The organism is Streptomyces sp. NBC_01775 (assembly GCF_035917675.1).
Classification (GTDB): domain Bacteria; phylum Actinomycetota; class Actinomycetes; order Streptomycetales; family Streptomycetaceae; genus Streptomyces.
This window is the reverse complement of sequence record NZ_CP109104.1, coordinates 4,105,323-4,126,939: the sequence shown is the minus strand read 5'-3', so window position 1 is coordinate 4,126,939 and position 21,617 is coordinate 4,105,323. Positions and strand designations below refer to the sequence as shown.

Here is a 21,617-nt window from a genome sequence, read left to right as displayed (position 1 = left end):
CGAAGGAGGATCTTCAGCCGGGGAGTTGACCACGTACGACGGTGAGGTGACCGGGCACCGTACCCGGCCGGTGCTCCGGGGCGTCCTCGGGCAGCACCAACGTGCTCAGCCGCGGGAAGGCCGACAGCCACGCGCCGTCGGACGGCTCGGGGCCGGTGAGCCACAGGTGGGTCAGCCTTTCGGGTACGAGCAGTTCCGTCAGCTCCCCGATGTCGAACTCCCCCACGAGCTGGACGCGCGCCCGGCCGCCCAGGGCCTTCAGGGCGCGCAGGTGCGCGGTGGTGTGGGCGGTGAAATAGAGGTCCGTCTCCGCGAGGCGCGAGATGACCTGCTCGGCGTACGCGTCGGTGTCGAACCTGCGCCAGGCCCAGGCGAGTTGACGGCGTACGCCCAGGCCGGGGTGTGCCGCGTAGCGGGACAGGAGGGGGAGGGCCGCGTCGGTGGCGACGCGGGTGGCGGTGATGACGATGTTTTCTGCGTGCTCCGCCGTCAGTTCCGACACGTCCTCGGGGCCCGGCAGCAGCCCCAGGACCACGGGCCCCGCACGGCCCACCGTCCGCGCGCGCTCCCGGGTCGCGGGCGGCAGCAGCCGGGAGGTCAGCGTGAGGATCCGTTCGTGGACCGCGGGGGAGATCTCCACCGCGTGTTCGAGACAGGACGCGGCCAGCACCAGCTCCTCCAGCCCCACCTCGCCGCTCTCGTCCGGCTCGGTCAGCCCCGTCAGGATCCGCTCGCGCTCGGCGGGCCGCCCCAGCGCCACGGCCATCCGCACCACGTCCTCCCACTGGGCGCGGCGCGCGTTGTCCAGCAGGAGAGGGAAGTCGCCCTCCTCCACGACGGCCTTCGCGCCCAGGTAGTCCTGGAACGTGCGGTGGACGAAGGCGACCCGGCCCTCGGCGGGCTCGTTCAGCAGGCCGGAGCGCTCCAGCAGGTGCCGGAAGACCGTCTCGGGCTCGGCGCGCAGCTGCGGCATGACGGCCAGTGCCCTGCCGACCTGCGCCACCGCGTCGGCCCGGTTCATCTCGGCGCGGTCGTTGCGGATCAGCCAGTGGGCGAGCTTCTGGAGGATCTGGATCCGGGTCTCCTTGGAGAGCCGCAGATCGTCCGGGGCCGCGATGCCGCGTTCCGTGTCCCGCCGCTCCAGCAGCATCGACAGCGCCGCGTCGTACAGCTCCCGGCGCCCGTACGGCAGCGCGCCGCGCCGCTCCCGGTTCAGCGCGCACAGCAGTCCGCACATCAGCGGATTCACCGCCAGCCGCCGCAGGTCGCCGCTGGAGCGGATCGCGGCCAGCAGCGCCTCGGCGGCGCCCGGGTCCGCGTCGGCCGCGCAGTGCCAGCGGCGGATGAACGCGGCGGCGTCGGCGCGCGACATCGGTGCCAGCGACAGCTCGGCGAACCCCTCGGGGCCCAGCCAGTCCTCGCGTACGGCGGAGGGGCGCGCGGTCACCAGCCACAGGTTGCCGGGGAAGTCGGCGGCCAGCTCCCGCAGCCAGCGCCGTACCGCCTCCCGCTCCCGCTCGGGGAGCTCGTCCACCCCGTCGACCAGCAGCAGCCCGCGTCCGGCGCCGAGCACCCTGTCCGCCCAGCCGGGCGGCTGGGATCCGGCCAGGGAGCTGCCCACGGCGTGCAGAAAGCGGTCGGGGGTGGGCGGCAGCCCCTCGCGCACCACGCGCCGCAGCGGCAGCACGAAAGGGACGCGCCCGAGGAGGTGGGCGAGGTGCTCGTCGTACTCCTGCCGGGCCGTGGCCACCGCCAGCCACTGGATGAGCGTGGTCTTGCCGCTTCCGGCCCCGCCGCGCAGCAGCACCCGCTCGCGCCCGGCCAGGGCCCGGTCCGCCGGCAGCGGCGGGCCCGCCTCCTGCGCGGCCTCCAGAGAGGTGGCCTCCAGGGAGATGTATGTCGAATCGAGCCGCCACTCCCGCCCGTGGTGCAGGTCCAGGCCGTAGATGACCAGCTCGCCGTGCTTGCGGGCGATGTGCTGCGCGTAGCGCTCCTCGAAGCGGGCGTCCTCGGCGGTGCGCGAGGGGAGGCGCTCGATGAGGAGGTCGGTGGCGGCGATGAGGTGGTCCAGGGCGCGGGCCTGCTCGGTGACGGTGCGCGCGACGAAGGTGGAGCGCTGGGTGAAGAAGTGCAGGATGTGCAGGCAGGCGGTGTGCAGCAGCGGCCGGAAGCGCGCCTCGGCGGCCTCGGACAGCCCCCGGGGTGTGGCGAGCCGGGCCGCCAGCCCCTCGGGGCCCAGCCGCACGGCCTGTACGTCGTCCATGTCCAGGTCGCCGAGGCTGTGCAGGGCCGTGACCAGCGCGTCGGCCAGCTCGGCGCGGGTGACCGCGTCCGCTTCCTCGTGCGGCCCCGCCGCGTGTACGGAGCGGGCCACCAGCTCCTCGGCGAGCTTGCGCAGCTCCCGCTCGGACAGGGTGCGCCGCTCGCCGGTGAAGGAGAGCCGCGCCGATATCCGTACGGGCTCCGCCACCAGCCCCGCGCCCGGTCCCTCGGCCACGAACAGCTTTCTGACCAGGGGCGCTACCGCACTGGAGGCCAGGCGCGCTGCGAGGGTCGACGGCTCCATGCGCGGATCGTAGGTGACCGGCGGCGATGTGTGCCGGGGATCGGCGCAAGGTGAGCGGACAAGGTGAGCGGCGTCATATGAGCGCGACCACACTCGGCGGGGCCTCCGGGTGAGGTGAGGCACAGGGGAAGAGGGGTGTACTACCCGGCATAGGAGCCGTGAGGGGCTCGGGGTGCGGACGGGCCGGGGCTGGGCGCCACCACGGGGCGCCGAGTGACGCAGGTCGCTCCGCCTACTACGGGGGTCTTTAGTAATTGGGTCCCTTGATGTCCTTTTTCTGGCGGGTTACCAAGGTCGTGCGTCCACTCAGGGCGTGGATCCCACACCCCCATCCGGAGGTAGCACCCCTATGACGAGGTCTAGGACCACCAACAGCGCCGCGACCATGGCGGCGGTACTTGTCGCCGGGCTCGGCGCGTCGATGGCCCTGGGGGCGGGCGCGGCGACGGCGGCCGGAAAGTCGGACGAGGCCGGCGTGGCAGGCAAGGCCAAGGGTGACGTCTTCTCGTCGAGCCTGGCGGGCACGCTCGCCGACTCCGCGCGTCACCAGGCCGACCAGCAGCACAAGGCGGCGGACGCCGCCCAGAAGGCAAAGCAGCGCGCCGCCGAGAAGGCGGCCCGGGACGCCAAGCGGGCGCAGCTGGCCTGGGTCAAGCCCGTCTCGGTCAAGTACGAGCTGAGCGCCTCCTTCGGCAAGGCCGGCGGACGCTGGTCCCACAACCACTCGGGCCAGGACTTCGCCGTGAAGATCGGCACCCCGGTCAAGTCCGTGCACAAGGGCACCGTCGTGAAGGCGGGCGGCAACGGCGCGGGCGACGGCTCCGCGTACGGCAACGCGATAGTGATCCGGCACAGCAACGGCGAGTTCTCGCAGTACGCGCACCTGTCGCAGATCGGCGTGAAGCCCGGCCAGCAGGTGAAGACCGGCCAGGCGATCGGCAAGTCCGGCAACACCGGTAACTCCTCCGGGCCGCACCTGCACTTCGAGGTGCGTAAGAGCGCCGACTACGGCTCGGCCGTCGACCCCAAGGGCGCGATGCGCTCGCTGGGTGTGAGCCTCTGAGGCACGGCCCGCCACCGCGCCGCTGAGCGCTGAGCGCTGAGCGCTGGGAAGAGCGCCCGTCCACCGTGGACGGGCGCTCTTTCGTGTATGCGCGGCCCGCTTGTGTGCGTGCGGACGGGGTCCGGCTCTCGTGAGCGCGGACGGGGTCCGGCTCTCGTGCGTGCGGACGGGGCCGCCGCTCAGCTCCCGCTGCCCCGGTGCGCCGAGGTGACCAGCTCCTGGGCGACCTCCAGGGCTGCCTTGCGCTTCTCCTCGGGGTCGGCCTCCGCCTCGTCAAGGACGAAGAGCGTCGAGTGCATGGTGAACAGTGCCGAGGAGCATCTGACCTGGTCCGAGAGGGGGGCGTCCGAGTCCTTGATCAGTTCGAGGAGCCGGAAGATCCGGGCCTTCATCTGGTCGCCGATGGACAGCTCGCGCAGCGCCGCCTGGTTCTCGTGCATGAAGCGGAAGAGCGGTACGGCCTGGCTCAAGTTGGCGCTGTAGCGGCGCAGGATCTCCAGCTTCGTCTCCAGCGTGGTCGGACGCTGCTCCTCGGCCCAGGCGATCAGCTCGTCGGCCGGCCGCACCGCGAGGTCCTGGAAGATGCTGCTGACCAGGTCCTCCTTCGTTTTGAAGTGGTAGTACAACGCGGCTTTGGTGACGCCCAGCTGCTCGGCGATCTCTCTGAGCGAGGTCTTCTCGTAGCCCTGCTCAGCGAACAGCTTCAGGGCGACGTCCTGAATGCGCTGACGGGTGTTGCCCCTGCTCATGGCCGATCCCTTCAAAACTTACTTGACGACCGGCTAGTGGCCGCCTTAGCTTGTCCATCGTACTGAACTAGCCGTGCGGCAAGTAAGTGGCAAGCAAAAGGGGAGTGGCCGCGCATGAGTGCGAGTGGCGAGAAAAACGGGGCAAAGGCGGGCATGGGGGGTGCCAGAGGCAAGAGCGAGTTGAGCACAGGTCAAGCAGACGCCAAGGCGGAGACCAGGACCGAGGACGGACCGGGGGCCGAGCCGGGCGCGGCGGCGGGATCCGCCACGGGAGTCGAGGGCGGTGCTGAGGGCAAAGACAGCACCGGAGGCACGGCGGGGGATGGCGGCGCGGGTGCCGGGCCCAAGCCGCGCAGCGTGCGCCTCGTTCTCTTCTCCCTGATGATCGCCGTCCTCCTCGCGATGCTCGACAACATGATCGTGGGCACCGCGATGCCCACCATCGTCGGCGAGCTCGGCGGCCTGGAGCACCTGTCCTGGGTCGTGACGGCCTACACCCTGACCACAGCGGCCTCGACCCCGCTGTGGGGCAAGCTCGGCGACATGTTCGGGCGCAAGGGCGTCTTCCTCACCTCGATCGTCCTCTTCCTCGCCGGCTCGATGACCTCGGGCGCCGCGCAGACCATGAGCCAGCTCATCGGCTTCCGCGCCCTCCAGGGGCTGGGCGCCGGAGGCCTGATGGTCGGCGCCATGGCGATCATGGGCGACCTGATCGCGCCCCGTGAGCGGGGCAAGTACATGGGCATGATGGCGGGCGTGATGTCGCTGGCCATGATCGGCGGCCCCCTCGTCGGCGGCACCCTCACCGATCACCTCGGCTGGCGCTGGGCGTTCTACATCAACCTGCCGCTGGGTGCCATAGCCCTCGCCATGATCACGAGCGTGCTGCACCTGCCCAAGAAGCGCACCAAGGGCCGTATCGACTATCTCGGCGCCGCGCTGCTGACCACAGGCATCACCGCGGCCGTCCTCGTCACCAGCTGGGGCGGCACGGAGTACGCCTGGGGATCGGGCACCATCATCGGGATCTCCGTCCTGGCGGTGGCCGCGCTGGTCGCCTTCCCCCTCGTGGAGCGCCGGGTCGCCGAGCCGATCCTGCCGCTGGGTGTCTTCCGCAACCTCAACTTCTCGCTGGTCACGGTCATCGGCTTCCTGCTCGGCTTTGTGATGTTCGGCGCGATGACCTTCCTGCCGCTCTTCCAGCAGAGCGTCCAGGGCGCCTCGGCCACCAACTCCGGGCTGCTGCTGCTCCCGGTGCTGCTGCCGATGATGATCGTCTCCGTGGTCACCGGCCGTGCCACCACCAAGACGGGGAAGTACCGCGCCTACCCCATCATCGGCGGCGCGCTCATCCCCGCCGGTCTCTTCCTGCTCGCCCAGATGGACGTGGGCACCGCCCGCCTCACCTCGGGGCTCTACATGGCGGTGCTCGGTGCGGGCATGGGCTTCCTGATGCAGCTCACCATGCTGATAGCGCAGAACAGCGTGGAGCTGAAGGACATGGGCGTCGCCTCCTCCACCACCACGCTCTTCCGCACCATCGGCGGCTCGTTCGGTGTGGCCCTGATGGGCACGGTCTTCTCCGGGAAGGTGGAGGACTCGATGAAGGAGAGCGCGGCAGCGGCGGGCGGCCAGCAGGGCGGCGGGTCCATGGCCAAGCTCACCGAGGGCGGCGCTCAGCTCGACGCGGACTCCCTCGCCAAGCTCCCCGCGAAGGTGCGCGAGGCGTACGAGCACGCGGTCGCCAGCGGTATCAACGGTGTCTTCCTGCTGGCCGGGGGGATAGCCCTGATCGCCTTCCTCGCGGCGTGGTTCATCAAGGAAGTCCCCTTGAAGGACGCCGAGGCGCAGAAGGGCCAGCCGGATGCCGGGCAGGACCCGGATGCGGTGCAGGACATATCCGTGTCCTCCGCCGAGGAGCTCGCGGCGACGGACGCGCCCAGGGGCGCCGCCGACGAGGAGGCCACCGGGCCCGTGGCGGACGATCGCACCAGCGTCAGGGCCTGACCCCGGCGCACTACCCCCCGGCGCGTGACCGCCCCAGCTGCGTACCCCGGCCGCGTGTCCTGCGCCTGACGAAATGAGGTCAGGCGCAGGACACGCGCCAGGGCGCGCACCCGGGGGATATGCGGGGCACTAGGTCAGCGGCAGCCGGTAGCGGTTGCCGTCCAGGGGCTCCACCAGGCCGTCGGACACCAGGCCGTCAAGTGCTCGGGCGCGCTGAACCGGCTCGTGCCACACCTGGTCCAGGTCGGACTGCGGCACCGGGTCCTTCGCTGCGCGCAGAACGGCGAGCAGCCGGCCCCGGACCTGGCGGTCGGTGCCCGCGTAGGACTGGGTGCGCCGGGCGGGGCCCTGGTGTTCGGGGGCGCCCGCCAGCTGCCAGGCGCACTGCGCCGCGATCGGGCAGCGTGTGCACTCGGGGCTGCGCGCGGTGCATACGAGCGCGCCCAGCTCCATCGTCGCCGCCGCCCAGCGCGAGGCCGTGGCCTCGTCCTCGGGCAACAGCGTGCGGGCGAGCTTCCGTTCGGCGGCCGTGGTCGCGTTGGGCGGATACTGCTGCCCGCTGACGGCCCGGGCGAAGACACGGCGCACATTGGTGTCGAGCACCGCGTGCCGTTTGCCGTAGGCGAAGGAGACCACGGCAGCCGCCGTGTACTCCCCGACCCCGGGCAGCGCGAGCAACTGGGCGTGCTCGACGGGCACCTCGCCCTTGTGTCGTTCAGCTATGGCTTTTGCGGCGCCGTGCAGCCGCAGCGCGCGGCGCGGGTAGCCGAGGCGGCCCCACGCGCGTACGGCTTCGCCGGGTGCCTCGGCGGCCAGGTCGGCGGGTCGCGGCCAGCGCTCCATCCACTCCTCGTACACCGGCAGTACGCGGTTGACGGGAGTCTGCTGAAGCATGAACTCGCTGACCATGACGCCCCACGCGCCCGCTTCCGGGCGGCGCCAGGGGAGGTCGCGGGCGTGTGCGGCGAACCAGTCGACGACGGGGGAGTGGAGGGCGCGCGCGGTCTCGCGCAGCGCGGGATCGACGGCTTCTGCGTCGGCGGTGCGCTCGGATGCGGCGCCGGCCGAAGCGGCTGGGGAGGTCTCGGTGGTCGCAGTCATGGCACGACCGATCCTGGCACGGCACTCCTCATCCGAAAAACGCACACGCGGCACGAAAGCTTGTGCTCGGCGTTCACCGCAAAACGCGCGAAGCGGATTTGCGCCCTTACGTACCGTCATGAGCCGTGCCTCAGAGTGAGTGCCGACTGGCGCTCATCACAACAATTCGCGTTCGCTGCGGCGGGTACGGGTCTGTGGTGCCCCTGATGTCTCGTAAGGTTTCCGCGTGGGATCTCTGCGCAATCCGATCGGGCCGCTTCCCTCCTCCATCTACTGGCGACGGAGGGCAGTTGCCCTTGTCGTCCTGGCGCTGCTGGCCTTGGTCGTCGTCTGGGCGCTGTTCTCCGGTGACGGCGACAACAGCTCCCGGAACGAGGGCAAGGGCGGCAAGGGCAACGGCCCCGCCAGTACGATCACTCCGGGCCCCACGGATTCGGGCCCCGTCAACAGTCAGCGCCCCGGCGGGCGTGACGAGGAGGACGGCGGCTCCGAGGGCTCGGGCGGCTCCGGCGGATCGGGTTCCTCATCCGGTTCGGGAGCCGACGACCAGTCCTCGACGGGCGGCACCGGCTGGGGCGCGGGCCCCGGCACCGGCACAGGTACCGGCGCGGCCGACGGAGGTTCGGGCGCGGGCGGGTCCGGCGGCGCGGGCGGTGCGGGCGGCGGCGGGAATGCCGCTCTTCCGGCGCCCCCGAGCCTCGCGAGCTGCGAGAAGTCCGACGTGAAGCTGAAGCTGCGCAGCGTCGAGAAGGAGTACGGGCCCGGCGAGAAGCCGAAGTTCGAGCTGAAGGCCGTCAACGAGCGGGACAGCGACTGCAAGATCGACCTGGGGCGTACCGCGACGATCGTCACGATCACCAACTCCGACGACGCCAAGTTCTGGGCCTCCGACGACTGTCCGCCGGACAAGAAGCCGATGCTGCGCCAGGTCCCCGCGAACGGTGACTCGGTCCACACCCTCACCTGGTTCCGCAAGGCGAGCGCCGCCAACTGCGGCACCCCCACCTTCGAGTCGCCGAAGCCCGGCACCTACGAGATCGAGGTCAAGGTCAAGGGCCTGAAGAAGGTCCACACGTCCTTCAAGATCGTCAAGTAGCCCGCCGAGGCCCCAGCCCTTGACACGGCCCGCCCACCTCATGGTGCGGCCGGCCCGGGGCCGCTCGGAGGTGGCGCTCCGGATGGGTGGGTAAACGTCACGCCTAGACGTAGCGCTCAAGGATCGAGGACTCGGCCAGCCGCGAGAGGCCCTCGCGGACCGAGCGGGCACGGGCCTCGCCGACGCCGTCCACCGCCTGGAGGTCGTCCACGCTCGCGGCGAGCAGCTTCTGAAGCCCGCCGAAGTGGTCCACCAGCCGGTCGATGACGGTCCCCGGCAGCCTCGGCACCTTCGCCAGCAGCCGGAAGCCGCGCGGCGAGACGGCGGAATCCAGCGTCTCGGGGGCCCCGCTGTAGCCCAGTGCCCGTGCCACCGTGGGCAGTTCGAGCAACTCGGTGTGGGTGAGCCGGTCCAGTTCGCTGAGCGCCTCGGGCACGGTGCGCACGCGGCGGCCCGAACCGCCCGCCTGCGGCGCGTAGTCCCGCACGACCAGCTCGCGCTCGGGCTCCACCCCGGCGATCAGCTCGTCGAGCTGGAGCGAGAGCAGCCGTCCGTCGGTGCCCAGCTCCACGACGTACTCGGCGATCTCCGTGGCGATCCTGCGCACCATCTCCAGGCGCTGGGCGACGGCCGTGACGTCCCGGACGGTCACCAGGTCCTCGATCTCCAGCGCGGAGAGCGTGCCGGCGACCTCGTCGAGCCGCAGCTTGTAGCGCTCCAGGGTGGCCAGCGCCTGGTTGGCACGGGAGAGGATCGCCGCCGAGTCCTCCAGGACGCGGCGCTGGCCCTCGACGTAGAGGGCGATCAGCCGCATGGACTGGCTGACGGAGACGACCGGGAAGCCGGTCTGGATAGAGACGCGCTGGGCGGTGCGGTGCCGGGTGCCCGTCTCCTCGGTCTCGATGGAGGCGTCGGGGACGAGCTGCACACCGGCCCGGACGATCTTGGAGATGTCCCCGTCGAGGATGAGCGCGCCGTCCAGCTTGCACAGCTCGCGCAGCCGGGTCGCGCTGAAGTCCACGTCGAGGACGAAGCCGCCGGTGCACAGCGCTTCGACCGTCCTGTCCATGCCGAGGACCATGAGGCCGCCGGTGTTCCCCCGCAGGACGCGCTCCAGCCCGTCGCGCAGGGCTGTGCCCGGTGCGACCGCGCTCAGTGTCGCGCGCATCAGGCCGGACGCCCCCTCGGCCCTGCCGGGGACCGCTGCCCGGTCGTTGGCTGCCACTGCACTCCTTCGGTCGTGCGGGTGCCTGTCGGCATTTCCTCGACCACGTCGACGGACGCCGTAACCGCTTCCCCCGTGGCGCCGTGCACGGCCCCCGTGGGGCGCGCGGCCGGTCGAGACCGGGGCAAAGTCTACCGGCGCCCCCGCGAGGGCCCCGCCGCGCCTCACCCACCGTATGCGGCGGCACGGCTTACGGGCGCCCCAAGGGGCATGGAACAGGGCGGTGCGGGCGCCGCCACGGGCAGGGCCGACGCCCCACGGGCAGGGCCCGGGGCGGCGTGCGGGCGCCCCCGGACACCGGGCGGGCGGGGTGGTGTGCGCGGGCTCAGCCGGTGCGGGCCGGGCGGGCCGGAAGGACGCGGAGGGCCTCTCCGATGTCGGCGACCTCCAGCACCCGCATGCCCTCGGGGATCCGGCCCGGATCGGAGGGCACCAGCGCGTGGGTGAAGCCGAGCCTGGCCGCCTCCGACAGCCGCCGCTGGACACCCGTGACCCGGCGGACCTCGCCCGCGAGGCCGACCTCCCCTATCGCCACCAGGTTCTTGGGCAGCGGCGTGTCACTGGCGGCGCTGGCAAGGGCGAGCGCCACCGCCAGGTCGGCGGCGGGCTCGGAGAGCTTCACCCCGCCGACCGTCGCGCTGTAGATGTCGCGCTTGCCCAGGGCGCTGATCCGGCCGCGCTGCTCCAGCACCGCCAGCATCATCGACACCCGGGACGTCTCCAGCCCCGAGGTGGTCCTGCGGGGGGAGGGGATCTGGCTGTCGACCGTGAGCGCCTGCACCTCGGCCACCAGCGGACGGCGCCCCTCCAGCGTCACCGTCAGACAGGTGCCGGGCACCGGTTCGGCGCGGCGGGTGAGGAAGAGGCCCGAGGGGTCGGCCAGGCCCGTGATGCCCTCGTCGTGCAGCTCGAAGCAGCCGACCTCGTCCGTCGTCCCGTAGCGGTTCTTCACCCCGCGCACCAGGCGCAGCCGGGCGTGCCTGTCGCCCTCGAACTGGAGCACCACGTCCACCAGGTGCTCCAGCAGGCGCGGGCCCGCGATGGAGCCGTCCTTGGTGACGTGGCCGACCAGGATCGTCGACATGCCGCGCTCCTTGGACGCGCGGATCAGCGCGCCCGCCACCTCGCGGACCTGGGCGACGCCGCCGGGCGCCCCGTCGATCTCCGGCGAGGCCACCGTCTGCACCGAATCGAGCACCAGCAGCGAGGGCTTGACCTCGTCCAGGTGTCCGAGCACGGCAGACAGGTCGGTCTCGGCCGTGAGGTAGAGGTGGTCGCTGAGCGCCCCGATCCGGTCGGCGCGCAGCCGCACCTGCCCGGCCGACTCCTCGCCGGTCACATACAGCGTGCGGTGGTCGGCGCTCGCCGCCTTGGCGGCCACATCCAGCAGCAGCGTCGACTTCCCGACGCCCGGCTCACCGGCGAGCAATACCACGGCGCCGGGCACCAGGCCGCCGCCCAGCACCCGGTCCAGCTCCGGCACCGAGGTCTCCCGCGCGGTGGCCTGCTTGCCGTCGACCTGGCCGATGGGCAGCGCGGAGACGGATACTCTTCCCGGCGCCGTGGTCCGCACGGCGGGCGCGCCGCCTGCCTCCTCGACGGTGCCCCAGGCATGGCACTCCGGGCAGCGGCCGAGCCACTTGGCCGTCTGCCAGCCGCACTCGGTGCAGCGATAGGTGGGGCGGTCCTTCGCGGACGTCTTACGGGTTGCCATGACGGCCACCGTATAGGCGCGTACCGACAGCCCGGCCGCGCGCCGTCGGCCGCCCCAGGCGTATGCGCCCTCTGCGCGCCCTATACCGCCTCCGCTGTCGTCAAACCCGAGCCGCATGTCCCCTTTTGAAGGAGAACATCACCCAAAGGAAGTAATCCCGTGCCAGCGGGTCCAGTAAAGCGCCATCATCCGCCTACCGTCGCCGGGTGATGACGAGCAGGCGCGAGCACCCCACGAACTCCACCGGCGCACTTCCAGCGCGTTCGGTGAACCGGTCGACGCCCCGCGAAGCCGAGTGCGCCCCGGAAGCCGAGGGCGGCGCCCGGTGCGACGAGCCGTATCTGGACGGCCTGTTCACGTACTGCCTGTCGGTGATGTGCGAGCACGAGGCCGCGATCGCGGCCGTCGGCGAGGCGCTCGCCCTCGCCGGGCGTCAGCGCTCGCGCGGCCGGGCGCCCGCCGCGCCCGAGGCGCACCGCCCGTGGCTCTACGCCCTGGCGCGCTGGGCCTGTTCACGACGGCTGGTCGAGCAGAAGGCCAGGGAGCGCGCGGTGGTCGCCGAGGGGCGCGGGCCGGCGGGAGGCTCCGGTCCGGGGGAACGCGGCCCGGCCCAGCGGCAGAAACGTAGCGGCGGCCCCTTCGCGAAGGGTCCCGCCGCCCGGCCCTCTTCCTCTGCGTCGTCCAGCTCATCCGGCTCGTCTGCCCCGTCCGGCTCGCCTGCGTCGTCCGGCTCGCCTGCGTCGTCCTCACCAGCGCCGGACCAGGCTCGGACCATCCCCGCCGCGCCCTCCTCCGCCTTCACCGCCCCGCCGCTCAGCGAGGCGGATCGCGCGCGGCGGCGACGCGAACTGGCCGCGCTCGCCTGGCCCGAGGCCGCCGGTACCTCGCCCGAGCAGCGTGAGGCCCTGGAGCTGTCCGTACGCCACGGGCTCCCGGCCAAGGAGATCGCGCGCGTGCTCTCGCTCGCCCCCGAGGTCATGGAGGACCTCCTCTCCCACGCGGCATGCGAGGTCGAGCGCACCCGTGCGGCCCTGTGCGTCGTCGAGTCCGGCGGCTGCCCCGCCGTCTCCCGCCTCGCGGGCGACGACCGTCTGCTGCTCGGCACCGCCCTGCGCCGCGAGCTGGTGCGGCACGTGGACGAGTGCGCGCAGTGCCGCCGTGCCGCCGAGCGCGCCATGGCCGGGGTCTCCTGGCCCGGCACCGCGCCGGCCGTCGCGGCGCTCGCCATGCTGGAGGCGCCCGCCCCCGCGGTGCACGCCGCCGCCGCGCTGGCCCGCCGGGCACGGGCCCAGCGTGCCCCGCGCTTCGACCGCGCGGGCTTCCCGCTCGACGACAGGGACCGCGCGGCGCGCCGCGACCGGCTGCGCAGCAGGGCCCTGATGACCACCGTCGTCGCCACGGTGCTGGCGGCGCCCGTCCTCGCGCTCTGGGCCGCCTACCGCGGCACCCCGGTCACCGCCGAGCCCCAGGCGGACCGTTCCGCCTCCGCCACCGAGGAGAAGAACCGGGAGAAGAACGGGGATTCGGGCGGCACCGGGCTCGACAGCCTGGACAGCCCACCGTTCGAGAAGGCGGGCCGCGTCGACAGATCCGGCGCCAAATCCCTTGGCCAGGGCAGACGTTCGAGCTCGCCCGGCACAGGCGTCGGCGTCGGCGTCGAGGTCGAGTACCCCGGCGGCGGCACCCGCACCCCGGGCAAGGGGCCCGGCCGCCTCACGGTCGAGGCCCAGCCGCTGGGTGACGGCTCCCTCATCACGCTCACCGCCACCGGCGGCGCCCCCGTGCGCTGGTCGGCGTCGCCGGACGCGCCGTGGCTGGTCCTCAGCCGTGCGGGCGGGATGCTGCGGCCCGGGGAGAGCGCGGCGGTCCGCGTCATGGTGGACCACACCCGCGAGCCCGCCTCCGCGTGGACGGCGCACGTACAGGTCGACCCGGCGAGAGCGGTCATCACGCTGACGGGCTCCCCTTCCCGCCCACCGACGTCCCCGCCCTCGACCCCGCCCCCGGACCCCACCCCGACGCCGACGCCGACGCCCACGCCCACGCCCAGCCCCACGGAGACCCACACCCCGGCCCCGTCCCCGTCCTGATCAAGGCGAGGGCCGACAGCATCAAGGCGAGGGCCGACAGCTAATCCGCGGGATGCGGGGCCACCAGCGGCAGTTGCGAGGCGAGCCGCTGCTCACAAAGCCGCGCGAGCTGTTCATAACCGGCCTCGCCCATGAGCTCGATCAGCTCGGGCCGGTACGACTCGTACACCGCCTTACCCGCCCCGTGCGCCGAAGGCGCCGACGTGCACCACCAGTGCAGGTCGTGCCCCCCGGAGCCCCACCCGCGCCGGTCGTACTCGCCGATCGAGACGTACAGCACCTCTTCGCCGTCGGGCCGCTCGACCCACTCGTACGTACGCCGCACCGGCACCTGCCAGCACACGTCCGGCTTGGTCTCCAGGGGCTCCCGGCCCTCGCGCAGCGCGAGGGTGTGCAGGGCGCACCCGGCGCCGCCCTCGAACCCGGCGCGGTTGTTGAAGATGCACGCGCCCTTCCAGCGCCGCGTCTGCCGCTCGCCCTCGTCGTTGACCTCGGCCCAGCCGCGCGGCCCGGTGCCCACGTCGTGGAACTGCCAGGTCTCCGGGGTGAGCCTCGCCACATGCCCGGCGACGCGCTTCTCGTCGTCCTCGTCGGAGAAGTGCGCCCCCAGGGTGCAGCACCCGTCGGAGGGGCGCCCCTCGGTGATGCCCTGGCAGCCCTGTCCGAAGATGCAGTTCCAGCGGGAGGTCAGCCACGTCAGGTCGCAGCGGAAGACCTGTTCGTCGTCGGCGGGGTCGGGGAATTCCACCCAGGCGCGGGTGAAGTCGAGACCGACCTCCTCATCGCGGGCCCGGGGTGCCGGAGCCTCCTCCGAGCCGTCCTGCTTCTTACGCTTCGCCGCTTTCGTCTTACCCACGCGTCCAGCGTACGGGCCCCGGACCCGTACCCCCGTCCGCCGCTCCTGCCCCACCCCCGTCGGCCGCTGCTCCCGCACCCCCGTCGGCCGCTCCTCCCTCGCGCCCACGGCCGCCGTAAAGCGAGCTAGCGTTCTGTGTATGAGACTCGGTGTCCTGGACGTGGGCTCGAACACGGTCCATCTGCTCGTGGTGGACGCGCATCCCGGTGCGCGACCGCTGCCCGCGTATTCGCACAAGGCGACGCTGAAGCTCGCCGAACTCCTCGACGCCGAGGGCGCGATCGGCGAGGAGGGTATCGGCCAGATCGCCGCCACGCTCGCCCACGCGCTGGAGGTCTCCGAGGACAAGGGCGTCGAGGCCCTGCTGCCCTTCGCGACGTCCGCCGTGCGCGAGGCGAGCAACGCCGAGCACGTGCTGGCCCGCCTCGCGGAGGAGACCGGCGTCAAGCTGGAGGTGCTCTCCGGCGCGGACGAGGCGCGGCTGACGTTCCTCGCGGTGCGCCGCTGGTTCGGCTGGTCGGCGGGACGGCTGCTGGTGCTGGACATCGGCGGCGGCTCGCTGGAGGTGGCCTACGGCCTGGACGAGGAGCCGGACGCCGCGGTCTCGCTGCCGCTGGGCGCCGGCCGGCTCACCTCGGGCTGGCTGCCGGACGACCCGCCGGACCAGGGGGACGTACGGGCGCTGCGGCGGCATGTGCGGGCCGAAATCGCCCGGACGGTGGGGGAGTTCAACCGTTTCAGCCCGCCGGATCACGTGGTCGGCACCTCCAAGACCTTCAAGCAGCTCGCGCGGATCGCGGGCGCCCCCCGCTCGGGCGAGGGCCTGTATGTGCAGCGCGAGCTGACCAGGGAGTCGCTGGAGGAGTGGGTGCCGAAGCTGGCGGCGATGCCGGCCGAGGAGCGGGCCGCGCTGCCGGGCGTCTCCGAGGGACGCGCCCACCAGCTGGTGGCGGGCGCGCTGGTCGCGGAGGGCGTCATGGACCTGTTCGGCGTGGAGGGGCTGGAGATCTGCCCCTGGGCCCTGCGGGAGGGCATTATTCTGCGTCGCCTGGACCGCCTGCGGGCCGCGTGAGCCGCCTTTCGGAGGGGACGCGGCGGGGCTCGGCGCCGGGCCGGGGAGCGGGGTCCGGGGGAAGCACGGCGCCAGGCGTCTTAAGGTGGCTGGGGTGGGCAAGGAAACCGTGCGTGTTCCCAACGCGAAGGTAGCGCTGTCGACGGCGTCCGTGTATCCGGAGTCGACGGCGGCGGCCTTCGAGATCGCCGGACGACTGGGCTACGACGGCGTCGAGGTCATGGTCTGGACCGACCCGGTCAGCCAGGATGTGGAGGCGCTGCGCAGGCTCTCCGACTTCCATGGCGTCCCCATCCTCGCCATCCACGCACCGTGTCTCCTCATCACGCAGCGTGTCTGGTCGACGGATCCGTGGACCAAGCTCGTGCGCGCCCGGACGGCGGCGGAGACGCTCGGTGCCTCCACGGTCGTGGTGCACCCGCCCTTCCGCTGGCAGCGCTCGTACGCGCGCGACTTCGAGCGCGGGGTGTGGCGCATGGCCGAGGAGACGGAGGTGCGCTTCGCCGTCGAGAACATGTACCCGTGGCGCTACCGCGACCGCGAGATGCTCGCCTACGCGCCCGACTGGGACCCCACCCAGAACGACTACCGGCACTTCACCATCGACCTCTCGCACACCGCGACGTCCCGCACCGACACCCTGGCCATGGTGGAGCGGATGAGCGACCGGCTCGGCCACGTCCACATCGCCGACGGCTCCGGCTCGGGCAAGGACGAGCACCTGGTCCCGGGGCGGGGCTCGCAGCCGTGCGCGGAGGTGCTGGAGATGCTGGGGCGGCGCGGGTTCGACGGGCACGTGGTCGTGGAGGTCAACACGCGGCGTGCCATGTCGGCGGCCGAACGCGAGGAGGACCTGGCCGAGGCCCTGGCGTACACCCGGCTGCACCTGGCGAAGGCCCCCACGGCGCCGGGCCACGGCGGCGGTCACGGCGGGGCCCACGGCCTCGGCCACGGCGGGCCCCACGGCCTCGGCCGGAGAGACGCGTGAGCCAGGACGAGCCCGGCACCCGCGAGCCCGCCGCGCAGGAGCCCGTCCGTAGTGAGTCCGCCGCGGGGCCTGACCCCCGCGAGCCCGCCGCGCAAGGGACCCGTAGGCGTGGCCGTCCGGCTCGGCAGAGCGAGGCGGAGGGGCCCGGGGCGCGGGAGCGGATCCTGGCCTCGGCGCGGGGTGAGTTCGCGGAGCGCGGCTACGACAAGGTGTCCGTAAGGGCCATCGCGCGCGGCGCCGGGGTGGACGCGGCGCTGGTGCACCACTACTTCGGCACGAAGGAACAGGTGTTCGCCGCTGCCATCGAGGCCGCCTTCGCCCCGGCCGTCGCGGTGCCCGACGCGCTCGACGCGGCCGGCAGCCGCGAGGAGCTGGGGGAGCGGGTCGTGGGAGTGTTCTTCCGCATCTGGGAGGACCCGGCCACCCGCGACCCGATGCTGGCCATCGTGCGCTCGGCGGTGAACAACGAGCACGCCGCCGCGGTCTTCCGCCGCCTGCTGACCCGCGACCTGCTCTCCCGCGTCGCGGGCCGGCTGGAGAGCCCGGACGCCGAGCTGCGGGTGACGCTGGCGGCGGCGCAGATGGTGGGCGCCATGCTGCTGCGCTACGTCATCCGGATCGAGCCGGTGGCCTCGGAGCCGGTGGCGGAGCTGGTCGCAAGGCTGGCTCCCGTCGTGCAGCACCATCTGACGGGGCCCCGTCCGTACGACGGAATCTGAAGGCCCCGTCCGCACGGCGGTTTCGTCCAGGATCCGGACCCCGTGTCCGGATCTTGAGCGCGAGGCGTACCCTCGGAACCTTCTACGTACAGCAGCGGCCGTCCACCGGAGCACAGCCGCACGCACCAAGGGAGGGGCAGTCATGCCCGAGCTGAGGTCCCGCACCGTCACCCACGGCCGCAACATGGCAGGGGCCCGAGCCCTTATGCAGGCGTCGGGCGTAGCGCGCGAGGACTTCGGCAAGCCGATCATCGCGGTGGCCAACAGCTTCACCGAGTTCGTGCCGGGGCACACACACCTCCAGCCCGTGGGCCGCATCGTCAGCGAGGCGATCAAGACGGCGGGCGGCATCCCGCGCGAGTTCAACACCATCGCGGTCGACGACGGCATCGCGATGGGCCACGGCGGCATGCTCTACTCGCTGCCCTCCCGCGACCTGATCGCCGACTCGGTCGAGTACATGACCGAGGCGCACTGCGCGGACGCGCTGATCTGCATCTCCAACTGCGACAAGATCACGCCGGGGATGCTGATGGCCGCCATGCGGCTCAACATCCCCACCGTCTTCGTCTCCGGCGGGCCCATGGAGGCCGGCCGGGCGACGCTGGTCAACGGCACGGTCCGCAAGCTGGACCTGGTCGACGCGATGTCCGAGGCCGCCAACGACAAGGTCTCCGACGAGGACATCCTCCGCATCGAGGAGAACGCCTGTCCGACCTGCGGCTCCTGTTCCGGCATGTTCACCGCGAACTCGATGAACTGCCTGACCGAGGCCCTCGGCCTGGCCCTGCCCGGCAACGGCTCGGTGCTGGCCACCCACACGGCCCGCAAGGAGCTGTACGAGACGGCGGGCCGTACGGTCGTCGACATCGCCAAGCGCCACTACGAGCAGGACGACGAGACCGTCCTGCCCCGCAATGTGGGCTCGCGGGCCGCGTTCGAGAACGCCATGGCCCTCGACATCGCCATGGGCGGCTCCACCAACACGATCCTGCACCTGCTGGCGGCGGCGGAGGAGGCGGAGCTGGACTTCACCATGAAGGACATCGACGCCCTCTCGCGCAAGCTGCCCTGCCTGGCCAAGGTCGCCCCGAACGTCGCGCCGGGGGGCACGTACTACATGGAGGACGTGCACCGAGCCGGCGGCATCCCCGCCATCCTGGGCGAGCTGTACCGCGGCGGGCTGCTGAACGAGGACGTGCACACCGTCCACGCCGACTCCATGGCCGAGTGGATCAAGACCTGGGACATCCGCGGCGGCTCGCCGTCGGCCGAGGCGCTGGAGCAATTCCACGCCGCGCCCGGCTGCGTCCGCTCGGCCGAGGCGTTCTCGCAGTCCGAGCGCTGGGAGTCCCTGGACACCGACGCGGCGGGCGGCTGCATCCGCGACGTCGAGCACGCCTACTCCACGCAGGGCGGCCTGGCCGTGCTGTACGGCAACCTCGCCGAGAACGGGTGCGTCGTGAAGACCGCCGGCGTCGACGAGTCGATCCTGACCTTCACCGGACCCGCCGTGGTGTGCGAGTCGCAGGAGGAGGCCGTGCAGAAGATCCTCGACAAGACGGTCAAGGAGGGCGACGTCGTCGTCATCCGCTACGAGGGCCCCAAGGGCGGCCCCGGCATGCAGGAGATGCTCTACCCCACCTCGTTCCTCAAGGGCCGGGGCCTGGGCAAGGCGTGCGCGCTGATCACCGACGGCCGGTTCTCCGGCGGGACGTCCGGCCTGTCCATCGGCCACATGTCCCCCGAGGCGGCCTCCGGCGGCACCATCGCGCTGGTCGAGGACGGCGACAGCGTCGTCATCGACATCCCCAACCGCCAGATGCGCCTGGACGTGCCCGAGGAGACCCTGGCCGCGCGCCGCGAGGCCCTCGGCGGCCGGTTCGCCCCGGTGGCCCGTGAGCGCAAGGTCTCCACCGCGCTGCGCGCCTACGCGGCCATGGCCACCAGCGCCGACCGGGGCGCGGTGCGCGACGTGACGCTGCTGGAGCGCTGACCGGCACGGAGCACCGACCGGGCAGGGAGCGCAGCCTCTCGCCTGTGTGGACAGCCGCCCCCGGGCGCCCGCGTCGGCGGGCCCCGGGGGCGCGTCATAATCGGAACGTGCGAGAGAGCCCGAACACCCCCAGCGAACCCGAACCCGAGCCGATCCGCTTCTACGGCACCACCTGGGTCGACCACTCCGGTGGCTACGCCGTGCGCCGCGCCGGCCTCGCCCTCGCGGCGCTGCTGGCGGCGGTCGCCGGAGCGTTCGTGCTGCGCTTCGCGTACCAGGGTGTGGCGCTCGCCGACATCGGCAGCTGGGCGACGATCCTCCTGGTCGTCGCCTTCGCGCTGTGCAGTGCGCTCGCCTTCTCCCGCACCCTCACCTTCTACGGCCGCCGTCCCGACGCGCGCGAAGAGGGCGTCGAGGCGTCGATGCACAGCATCCGGATCATCGGATTCATCGGCGTCCTGCTCGCCTACGCGCTGCGCACCTGTGTGGAGGCGCCCGGTGAGAAGCTGCGCCGTACCGAGTACGAGGAGGCCCGCACCCGGCACGAGCGCCTGCGCACCGCGCGGACGCGGAATCCGGCGGGCAAGGGCAAGAGCAAGGGCGGCGGCAAGGCCAAGAAGGCGAAGAGCCGCAAGGGCTGAGCGAGCCCCTTCGGCTCCTCGGGCGGGTGCGCCCGCCCCGCCCGGGTCAGCGGGAACGCCCGCCCGGGACGGCGAGGACGCCCCGCCCAACAGGACCCCCCGGACAGGGCCTCAACGATGCCCCCGACAGGACAACCCCCACCGGACAACCCCGCGCCGCGTCACTTCGCCGGCGCGGGGTTGCCCGGTGGTGGGGGCGGTGGGGGTCGGCAAGAGGCAGGGGGTCCGACAGAGCGGCTCCCCGTGGGGTGGCGGAATCAGGCCGTCACGGCCGGCTTGAGGACCTCCTCGCACCACTGCCGGAAGGTCGTCGGGGTCGTCGACTCCGCGGTGCGCGCTGCGGCGTTGTCCATGCCCAGGTTCTTGGCCTCGAACATGGCGACCATCGCCTGAGCCATCCCGTCGGCCGTCCCGAAGCCGGTGAGGCGCTCCTTGAGGGCCGCGCCCGGGTTCTGCCGGTAGCCGACCTCCTTGCCGAGGACCTCGGAGAGGATTCGCGCCATCTCGCTGGGCGACAGGTCCTCCGGCCCGAGGCAGGCGACCTCGCCGGATCCCGTCCACGAGTCGTCGAGCAGGAGCCGCGCGGAGGTCGCGGCGATGTCGCGGGTGGCGACGGTGGGGCACTTCAGCTCCGGGTCGGCCATCAGGAAGAACATGCCCTTCTCCTTGATGGCGCCGACCTGGTGCAGCAGGTTGTGCATGAAGGACGGGCAGGTCACCGCCCCGTAGGCGACACCGGAGGCGGCGATCAGGTCGTCCATCGCCAGCGACGCGGTCACCAGGCCGGCGTCACCGGCTCCCCTCGACCTGACGCCCATCGACCTCGGTATGGCCTGGCACCCGCGCAACTCGGCCGACCCGGGGCACCGTTGGTTCCGCGACCACTTGGCGGGCGCGGTCCTGGCCCCGGCGCGCAGCCGTGTCAGGGGCCTCCCGCACACGGCTCAGGGGGATCCCTGAGCTATCCCGGACATGGGCCGACTCGCCTCGACAGCCAGGTCAGTCACGTGTCAGATTCTTCTTACACACCAAAGAGAGAGGGGTCGCGGTGAGCGCGATCGAGACCCCGACAGGAGACGAACTGCTGAAGGTCCTCGCGGCGCTGGGCAACCCGCACCGTATGCGGATCGTCGCGGCACTCTCCCAGGGCCGCAACTACGTCAGCAGGCTCGCCCGCGAGATCGGAATGAGCCGTCCGCTGCTCCATATGCACCTCCAGCGCCTGGAGGCCGCCGGCCTCGTCGTGGGGTCGCTGGAGCTGTCGGACAGCGGCAAGGCAATGAAGTTCTTCGAGGTGACGCCGTTCGCCTACGTGCTGACCCCGGAGGCCATCGCCCACGCGGCGGCCGGCCTCACGGACCAGGACGCGGCCCGTCAAGACGAGAAAGAGGAAGCCCAGTGAACGAGCAGCTGGTCGCCGCAGGCGACACCGACGCGGCGGGAGTCTGGGCGGCAGCGCTCGGCACCGGCGGGCTCTTCGTCCTGCTCATCGTCATCGTCTGGCAGCTCGCCGCCACTTGGCGCTCCCGGATGCTGGCGGCCCGCGAGCAGCAATACCAGCGCCTGGCCGAGAAGTACGCGCAACTCCTGGAGGACAACGTGGAGTTGCACCGTCGCAGCATCGAGGAACTGACGCAGGCACGCCAGTCGATCGCGTCGATGGAGAAGATGATGCGCGAAGTCGAGTAACACCCCGATCCGCCGACCACCGACGCCCGTACGACAACCGGCGTC

General features: G+C 72.3%; 18 protein-coding genes. 11 read left to right on the top strand and 7 right to left on the bottom strand.

Going from position 1 to position 21,617, the window contains the following annotated elements; translation table 11 throughout:
- Positions 1-13: 13 nt before the first annotated feature.
- Entirely contained in the window at positions 14-2,566 is a 2,553-nt protein-coding gene (locus tag OHB04_RS18345) for an NACHT domain-containing protein (protein WP_326807820.1), read from the bottom strand.
- A gap of 349 nt (positions 2,567-2,915) precedes the next feature.
- On the opposite strand from OHB04_RS18345, the gene OHB04_RS18340 reads away from it, so the two are divergent.
- On the top strand, positions 2,916-3,629 hold the full coding sequence (locus OHB04_RS18340; RefSeq protein ID WP_326688774.1) for a M23 family metallopeptidase: 714 nt from the start codon (positions 2,916-2,918) through the stop codon (positions 3,627-3,629).
- A gap of 179 nt (positions 3,630-3,808) precedes the next feature.
- Here OHB04_RS18340 and OHB04_RS18335 read toward each other — a convergent pair whose 3' ends face one another.
- The gene (locus tag OHB04_RS18335) at positions 3,809-4,378 is read right to left on the bottom strand and encodes a TetR/AcrR family transcriptional regulator (protein WP_326688773.1); all 570 of its coding nucleotides are present in this window, start codon (positions 4,376-4,378) and stop codon (positions 3,809-3,811) included.
- A gap of 114 nt (positions 4,379-4,492) precedes the next feature.
- Here OHB04_RS18335 and OHB04_RS18330 point away from each other — a divergent pair, with 114 nt between their 5' ends.
- Entirely contained in the window at positions 4,493-6,385 is a 1,893-nt protein-coding gene (locus OHB04_RS18330) for an MDR family MFS transporter (protein ID WP_326807819.1), read from the top strand.
- A gap of 129 nt (positions 6,386-6,514) precedes the next feature.
- On the opposite strand, the gene OHB04_RS18325 is transcribed toward OHB04_RS18330, so the two are convergent.
- Positions 6,515-7,486: an A/G-specific adenine glycosylase gene (locus OHB04_RS18325; RefSeq protein ID WP_326688771.1), complete on the bottom strand. Its 972-nt coding sequence runs from the start codon at positions 7,484-7,486 to the stop codon at positions 6,515-6,517.
- A gap of 226 nt (positions 7,487-7,712) precedes the next feature.
- Here OHB04_RS18325 and OHB04_RS18320 point away from each other — a divergent pair, with 226 nt between their 5' ends.
- Positions 7,713-8,582 carry a hypothetical protein gene (locus OHB04_RS18320; RefSeq protein ID WP_326688770.1) on the top strand — a complete coding sequence of 290 codons (870 nt, stop codon included), beginning with the start codon at positions 7,713-7,715 and terminating at the stop codon, positions 8,580-8,582.
- Positions 8,583-8,685: 103 nt separating this feature from the next.
- Here OHB04_RS18320 and disA read toward each other — a convergent pair whose 3' ends face one another.
- Together disA and radA are read right to left on the bottom strand one after the other, a co-directional pair.
- Positions 8,686-9,807, bottom strand: a complete 1,122-nt coding sequence (disA, locus tag OHB04_RS18315) for a DNA integrity scanning diadenylate cyclase DisA (RefSeq protein WP_326688769.1) — start codon at positions 9,805-9,807, stop codon at positions 8,686-8,688.
- A 325-nt stretch (positions 9,808-10,132) separates the two neighbouring features.
- Positions 10,133-11,521, bottom strand: a complete 1,389-nt coding sequence (gene radA, locus OHB04_RS18310) for a DNA repair protein RadA (RefSeq protein WP_326688768.1) — start codon at positions 11,519-11,521, stop codon at positions 10,133-10,135.
- 209 nt (positions 11,522-11,730) lie between these two features.
- Between radA and OHB04_RS18305 the strand changes: the two genes are divergently transcribed.
- A complete protein-coding gene (locus tag OHB04_RS18305) occupies positions 11,731-13,611 on the top strand; it encodes a hypothetical protein (protein ID WP_326809468.1) in 1,881 nt (626 codons plus the stop codon).
- A gap of 40 nt (positions 13,612-13,651) precedes the next feature.
- On the opposite strand, the gene OHB04_RS18300 is transcribed toward OHB04_RS18305, so the two are convergent.
- On the bottom strand, positions 13,652-14,467 hold the full coding sequence (locus tag OHB04_RS18300) for a hypothetical protein (RefSeq protein ID WP_326688767.1): 816 nt from the start codon (positions 14,465-14,467) through the stop codon (positions 13,652-13,654).
- Between the two features lie 139 nt (positions 14,468-14,606).
- Between OHB04_RS18300 and OHB04_RS18295 the strand changes: the two genes are divergently transcribed.
- The 5 genes from OHB04_RS18295 to OHB04_RS18275 all read left to right on the top strand — a co-directional run bounded on the left by OHB04_RS18295 (position 14,607) and on the right by OHB04_RS18275 (position 19,883).
- Positions 14,607-15,539 carry a Ppx/GppA phosphatase family protein gene (locus OHB04_RS18295; RefSeq protein ID WP_326688766.1) on the top strand — a complete coding sequence of 311 codons (933 nt, stop codon included), beginning with the start codon at positions 14,607-14,609 and terminating at the stop codon, positions 15,537-15,539.
- Between the two features lie 109 nt (positions 15,540-15,648).
- Positions 15,649-16,527 (top strand): sugar phosphate isomerase/epimerase family protein, encoded by an 879-nt coding sequence (locus tag OHB04_RS18290; protein WP_326692796.1) that lies wholly within the window; start codon positions 15,649-15,651, stop codon positions 16,525-16,527.
- Positions 16,524-17,246, top strand: coding sequence for a TetR/AcrR family transcriptional regulator (locus OHB04_RS18285; protein ID WP_326807818.1), 723 nt, complete (start codon positions 16,524-16,526; stop codon positions 17,244-17,246). Before OHB04_RS18290 ends, OHB04_RS18285 begins: the two co-directional genes overlap by 4 nt.
- A gap of 142 nt (positions 17,247-17,388) precedes the next feature.
- Entirely contained in the window at positions 17,389-19,242 is a 1,854-nt protein-coding gene (gene ilvD / locus OHB04_RS18280) for a dihydroxy-acid dehydratase (protein ID WP_326807817.1), read from the top strand.
- A 107-nt stretch (positions 19,243-19,349) separates the two neighbouring features.
- Positions 19,350-19,883 (top strand): hypothetical protein, encoded by a 534-nt coding sequence (locus tag OHB04_RS18275; protein ID WP_326688763.1) that lies wholly within the window; start codon positions 19,350-19,352, stop codon positions 19,881-19,883.
- 257 nt (positions 19,884-20,140) lie between these two features.
- Here the strand turns inward: OHB04_RS18275 and OHB04_RS18270 are convergent, their stop codons facing one another.
- Positions 20,141-20,701 (bottom strand): NmrA family NAD(P)-binding protein, encoded by a 561-nt coding sequence (locus OHB04_RS18270; RefSeq protein ID WP_326807816.1) that lies wholly within the window; start codon positions 20,699-20,701, stop codon positions 20,141-20,143.
- A 230-nt stretch (positions 20,702-20,931) separates the two neighbouring features.
- On the opposite strand from OHB04_RS18270, the gene OHB04_RS18265 reads away from it, so the two are divergent.
- Both OHB04_RS18265 and OHB04_RS18260 read left to right on the top strand, forming a co-directional pair.
- A complete protein-coding gene (locus OHB04_RS18265) occupies positions 20,932-21,285 on the top strand; it encodes an ArsR/SmtB family transcription factor (RefSeq protein ID WP_326688761.1) in 354 nt (117 codons plus the stop codon).
- Positions 21,282-21,572: a hypothetical protein gene (locus OHB04_RS18260; protein ID WP_326688760.1), complete on the top strand. Its 291-nt coding sequence runs from the start codon at positions 21,282-21,284 to the stop codon at positions 21,570-21,572. The genes OHB04_RS18265 and OHB04_RS18260 overlap by 4 nt, the downstream gene beginning before the upstream one ends.
- Positions 21,573-21,617: the final 45 nt, after the last annotated feature.

Excerpts from the sequence above, each read along its gene's own strand:
- OHB04_RS18345 (WP_326807820.1), bottom strand. The coding sequence starts at position 2,566 with ATGGAGCCGTCGACCCTCGCAGCGCGCCTGGCCTCCAGTGCGGTAGCG.
- OHB04_RS18340 (WP_326688774.1), top strand. The coding sequence starts at position 2,916 with ATGACGAGGTCTAGGACCACCAACAGCGCCGCGACCATGGCGGCGGTA.
- OHB04_RS18335 (WP_326688773.1), bottom strand. The coding sequence starts at position 4,378 with ATGAGCAGGGGCAACACCCGTCAGCGCATTCAGGACGTCGCCCTGAAG.
- OHB04_RS18330 (WP_326807819.1), top strand. The coding sequence starts at position 4,493 with ATGAGTGCGAGTGGCGAGAAAAACGGGGCAAAGGCGGGCATGGGGGGT.
- OHB04_RS18325 (WP_326688771.1), bottom strand. The coding sequence starts at position 7,486 with ATGACTGCGACCACCGAGACCTCCCCAGCCGCTTCGGCCGGCGCCGCA.
- radA (WP_326688768.1), bottom strand. The coding sequence starts at position 11,521 with ATGGCAACCCGTAAGACGTCCGCGAAGGACCGCCCCACCTATCGCTGC.
- OHB04_RS18305 (WP_326809468.1), top strand. The coding sequence starts at position 11,731 with ATGACGAGCAGGCGCGAGCACCCCACGAACTCCACCGGCGCACTTCCA.
- OHB04_RS18295 (WP_326688766.1), top strand. The coding sequence starts at position 14,607 with ATGAGACTCGGTGTCCTGGACGTGGGCTCGAACACGGTCCATCTGCTC.
- ilvD (WP_326807817.1), top strand. The coding sequence starts at position 17,389 with ATGCCCGAGCTGAGGTCCCGCACCGTCACCCACGGCCGCAACATGGCA.
- OHB04_RS18270 (WP_326807816.1), bottom strand. The coding sequence starts at position 20,701 with ATGGGCGTCAGGTCGAGGGGAGCCGGTGACGCCGGCCTGGTGACCGCG.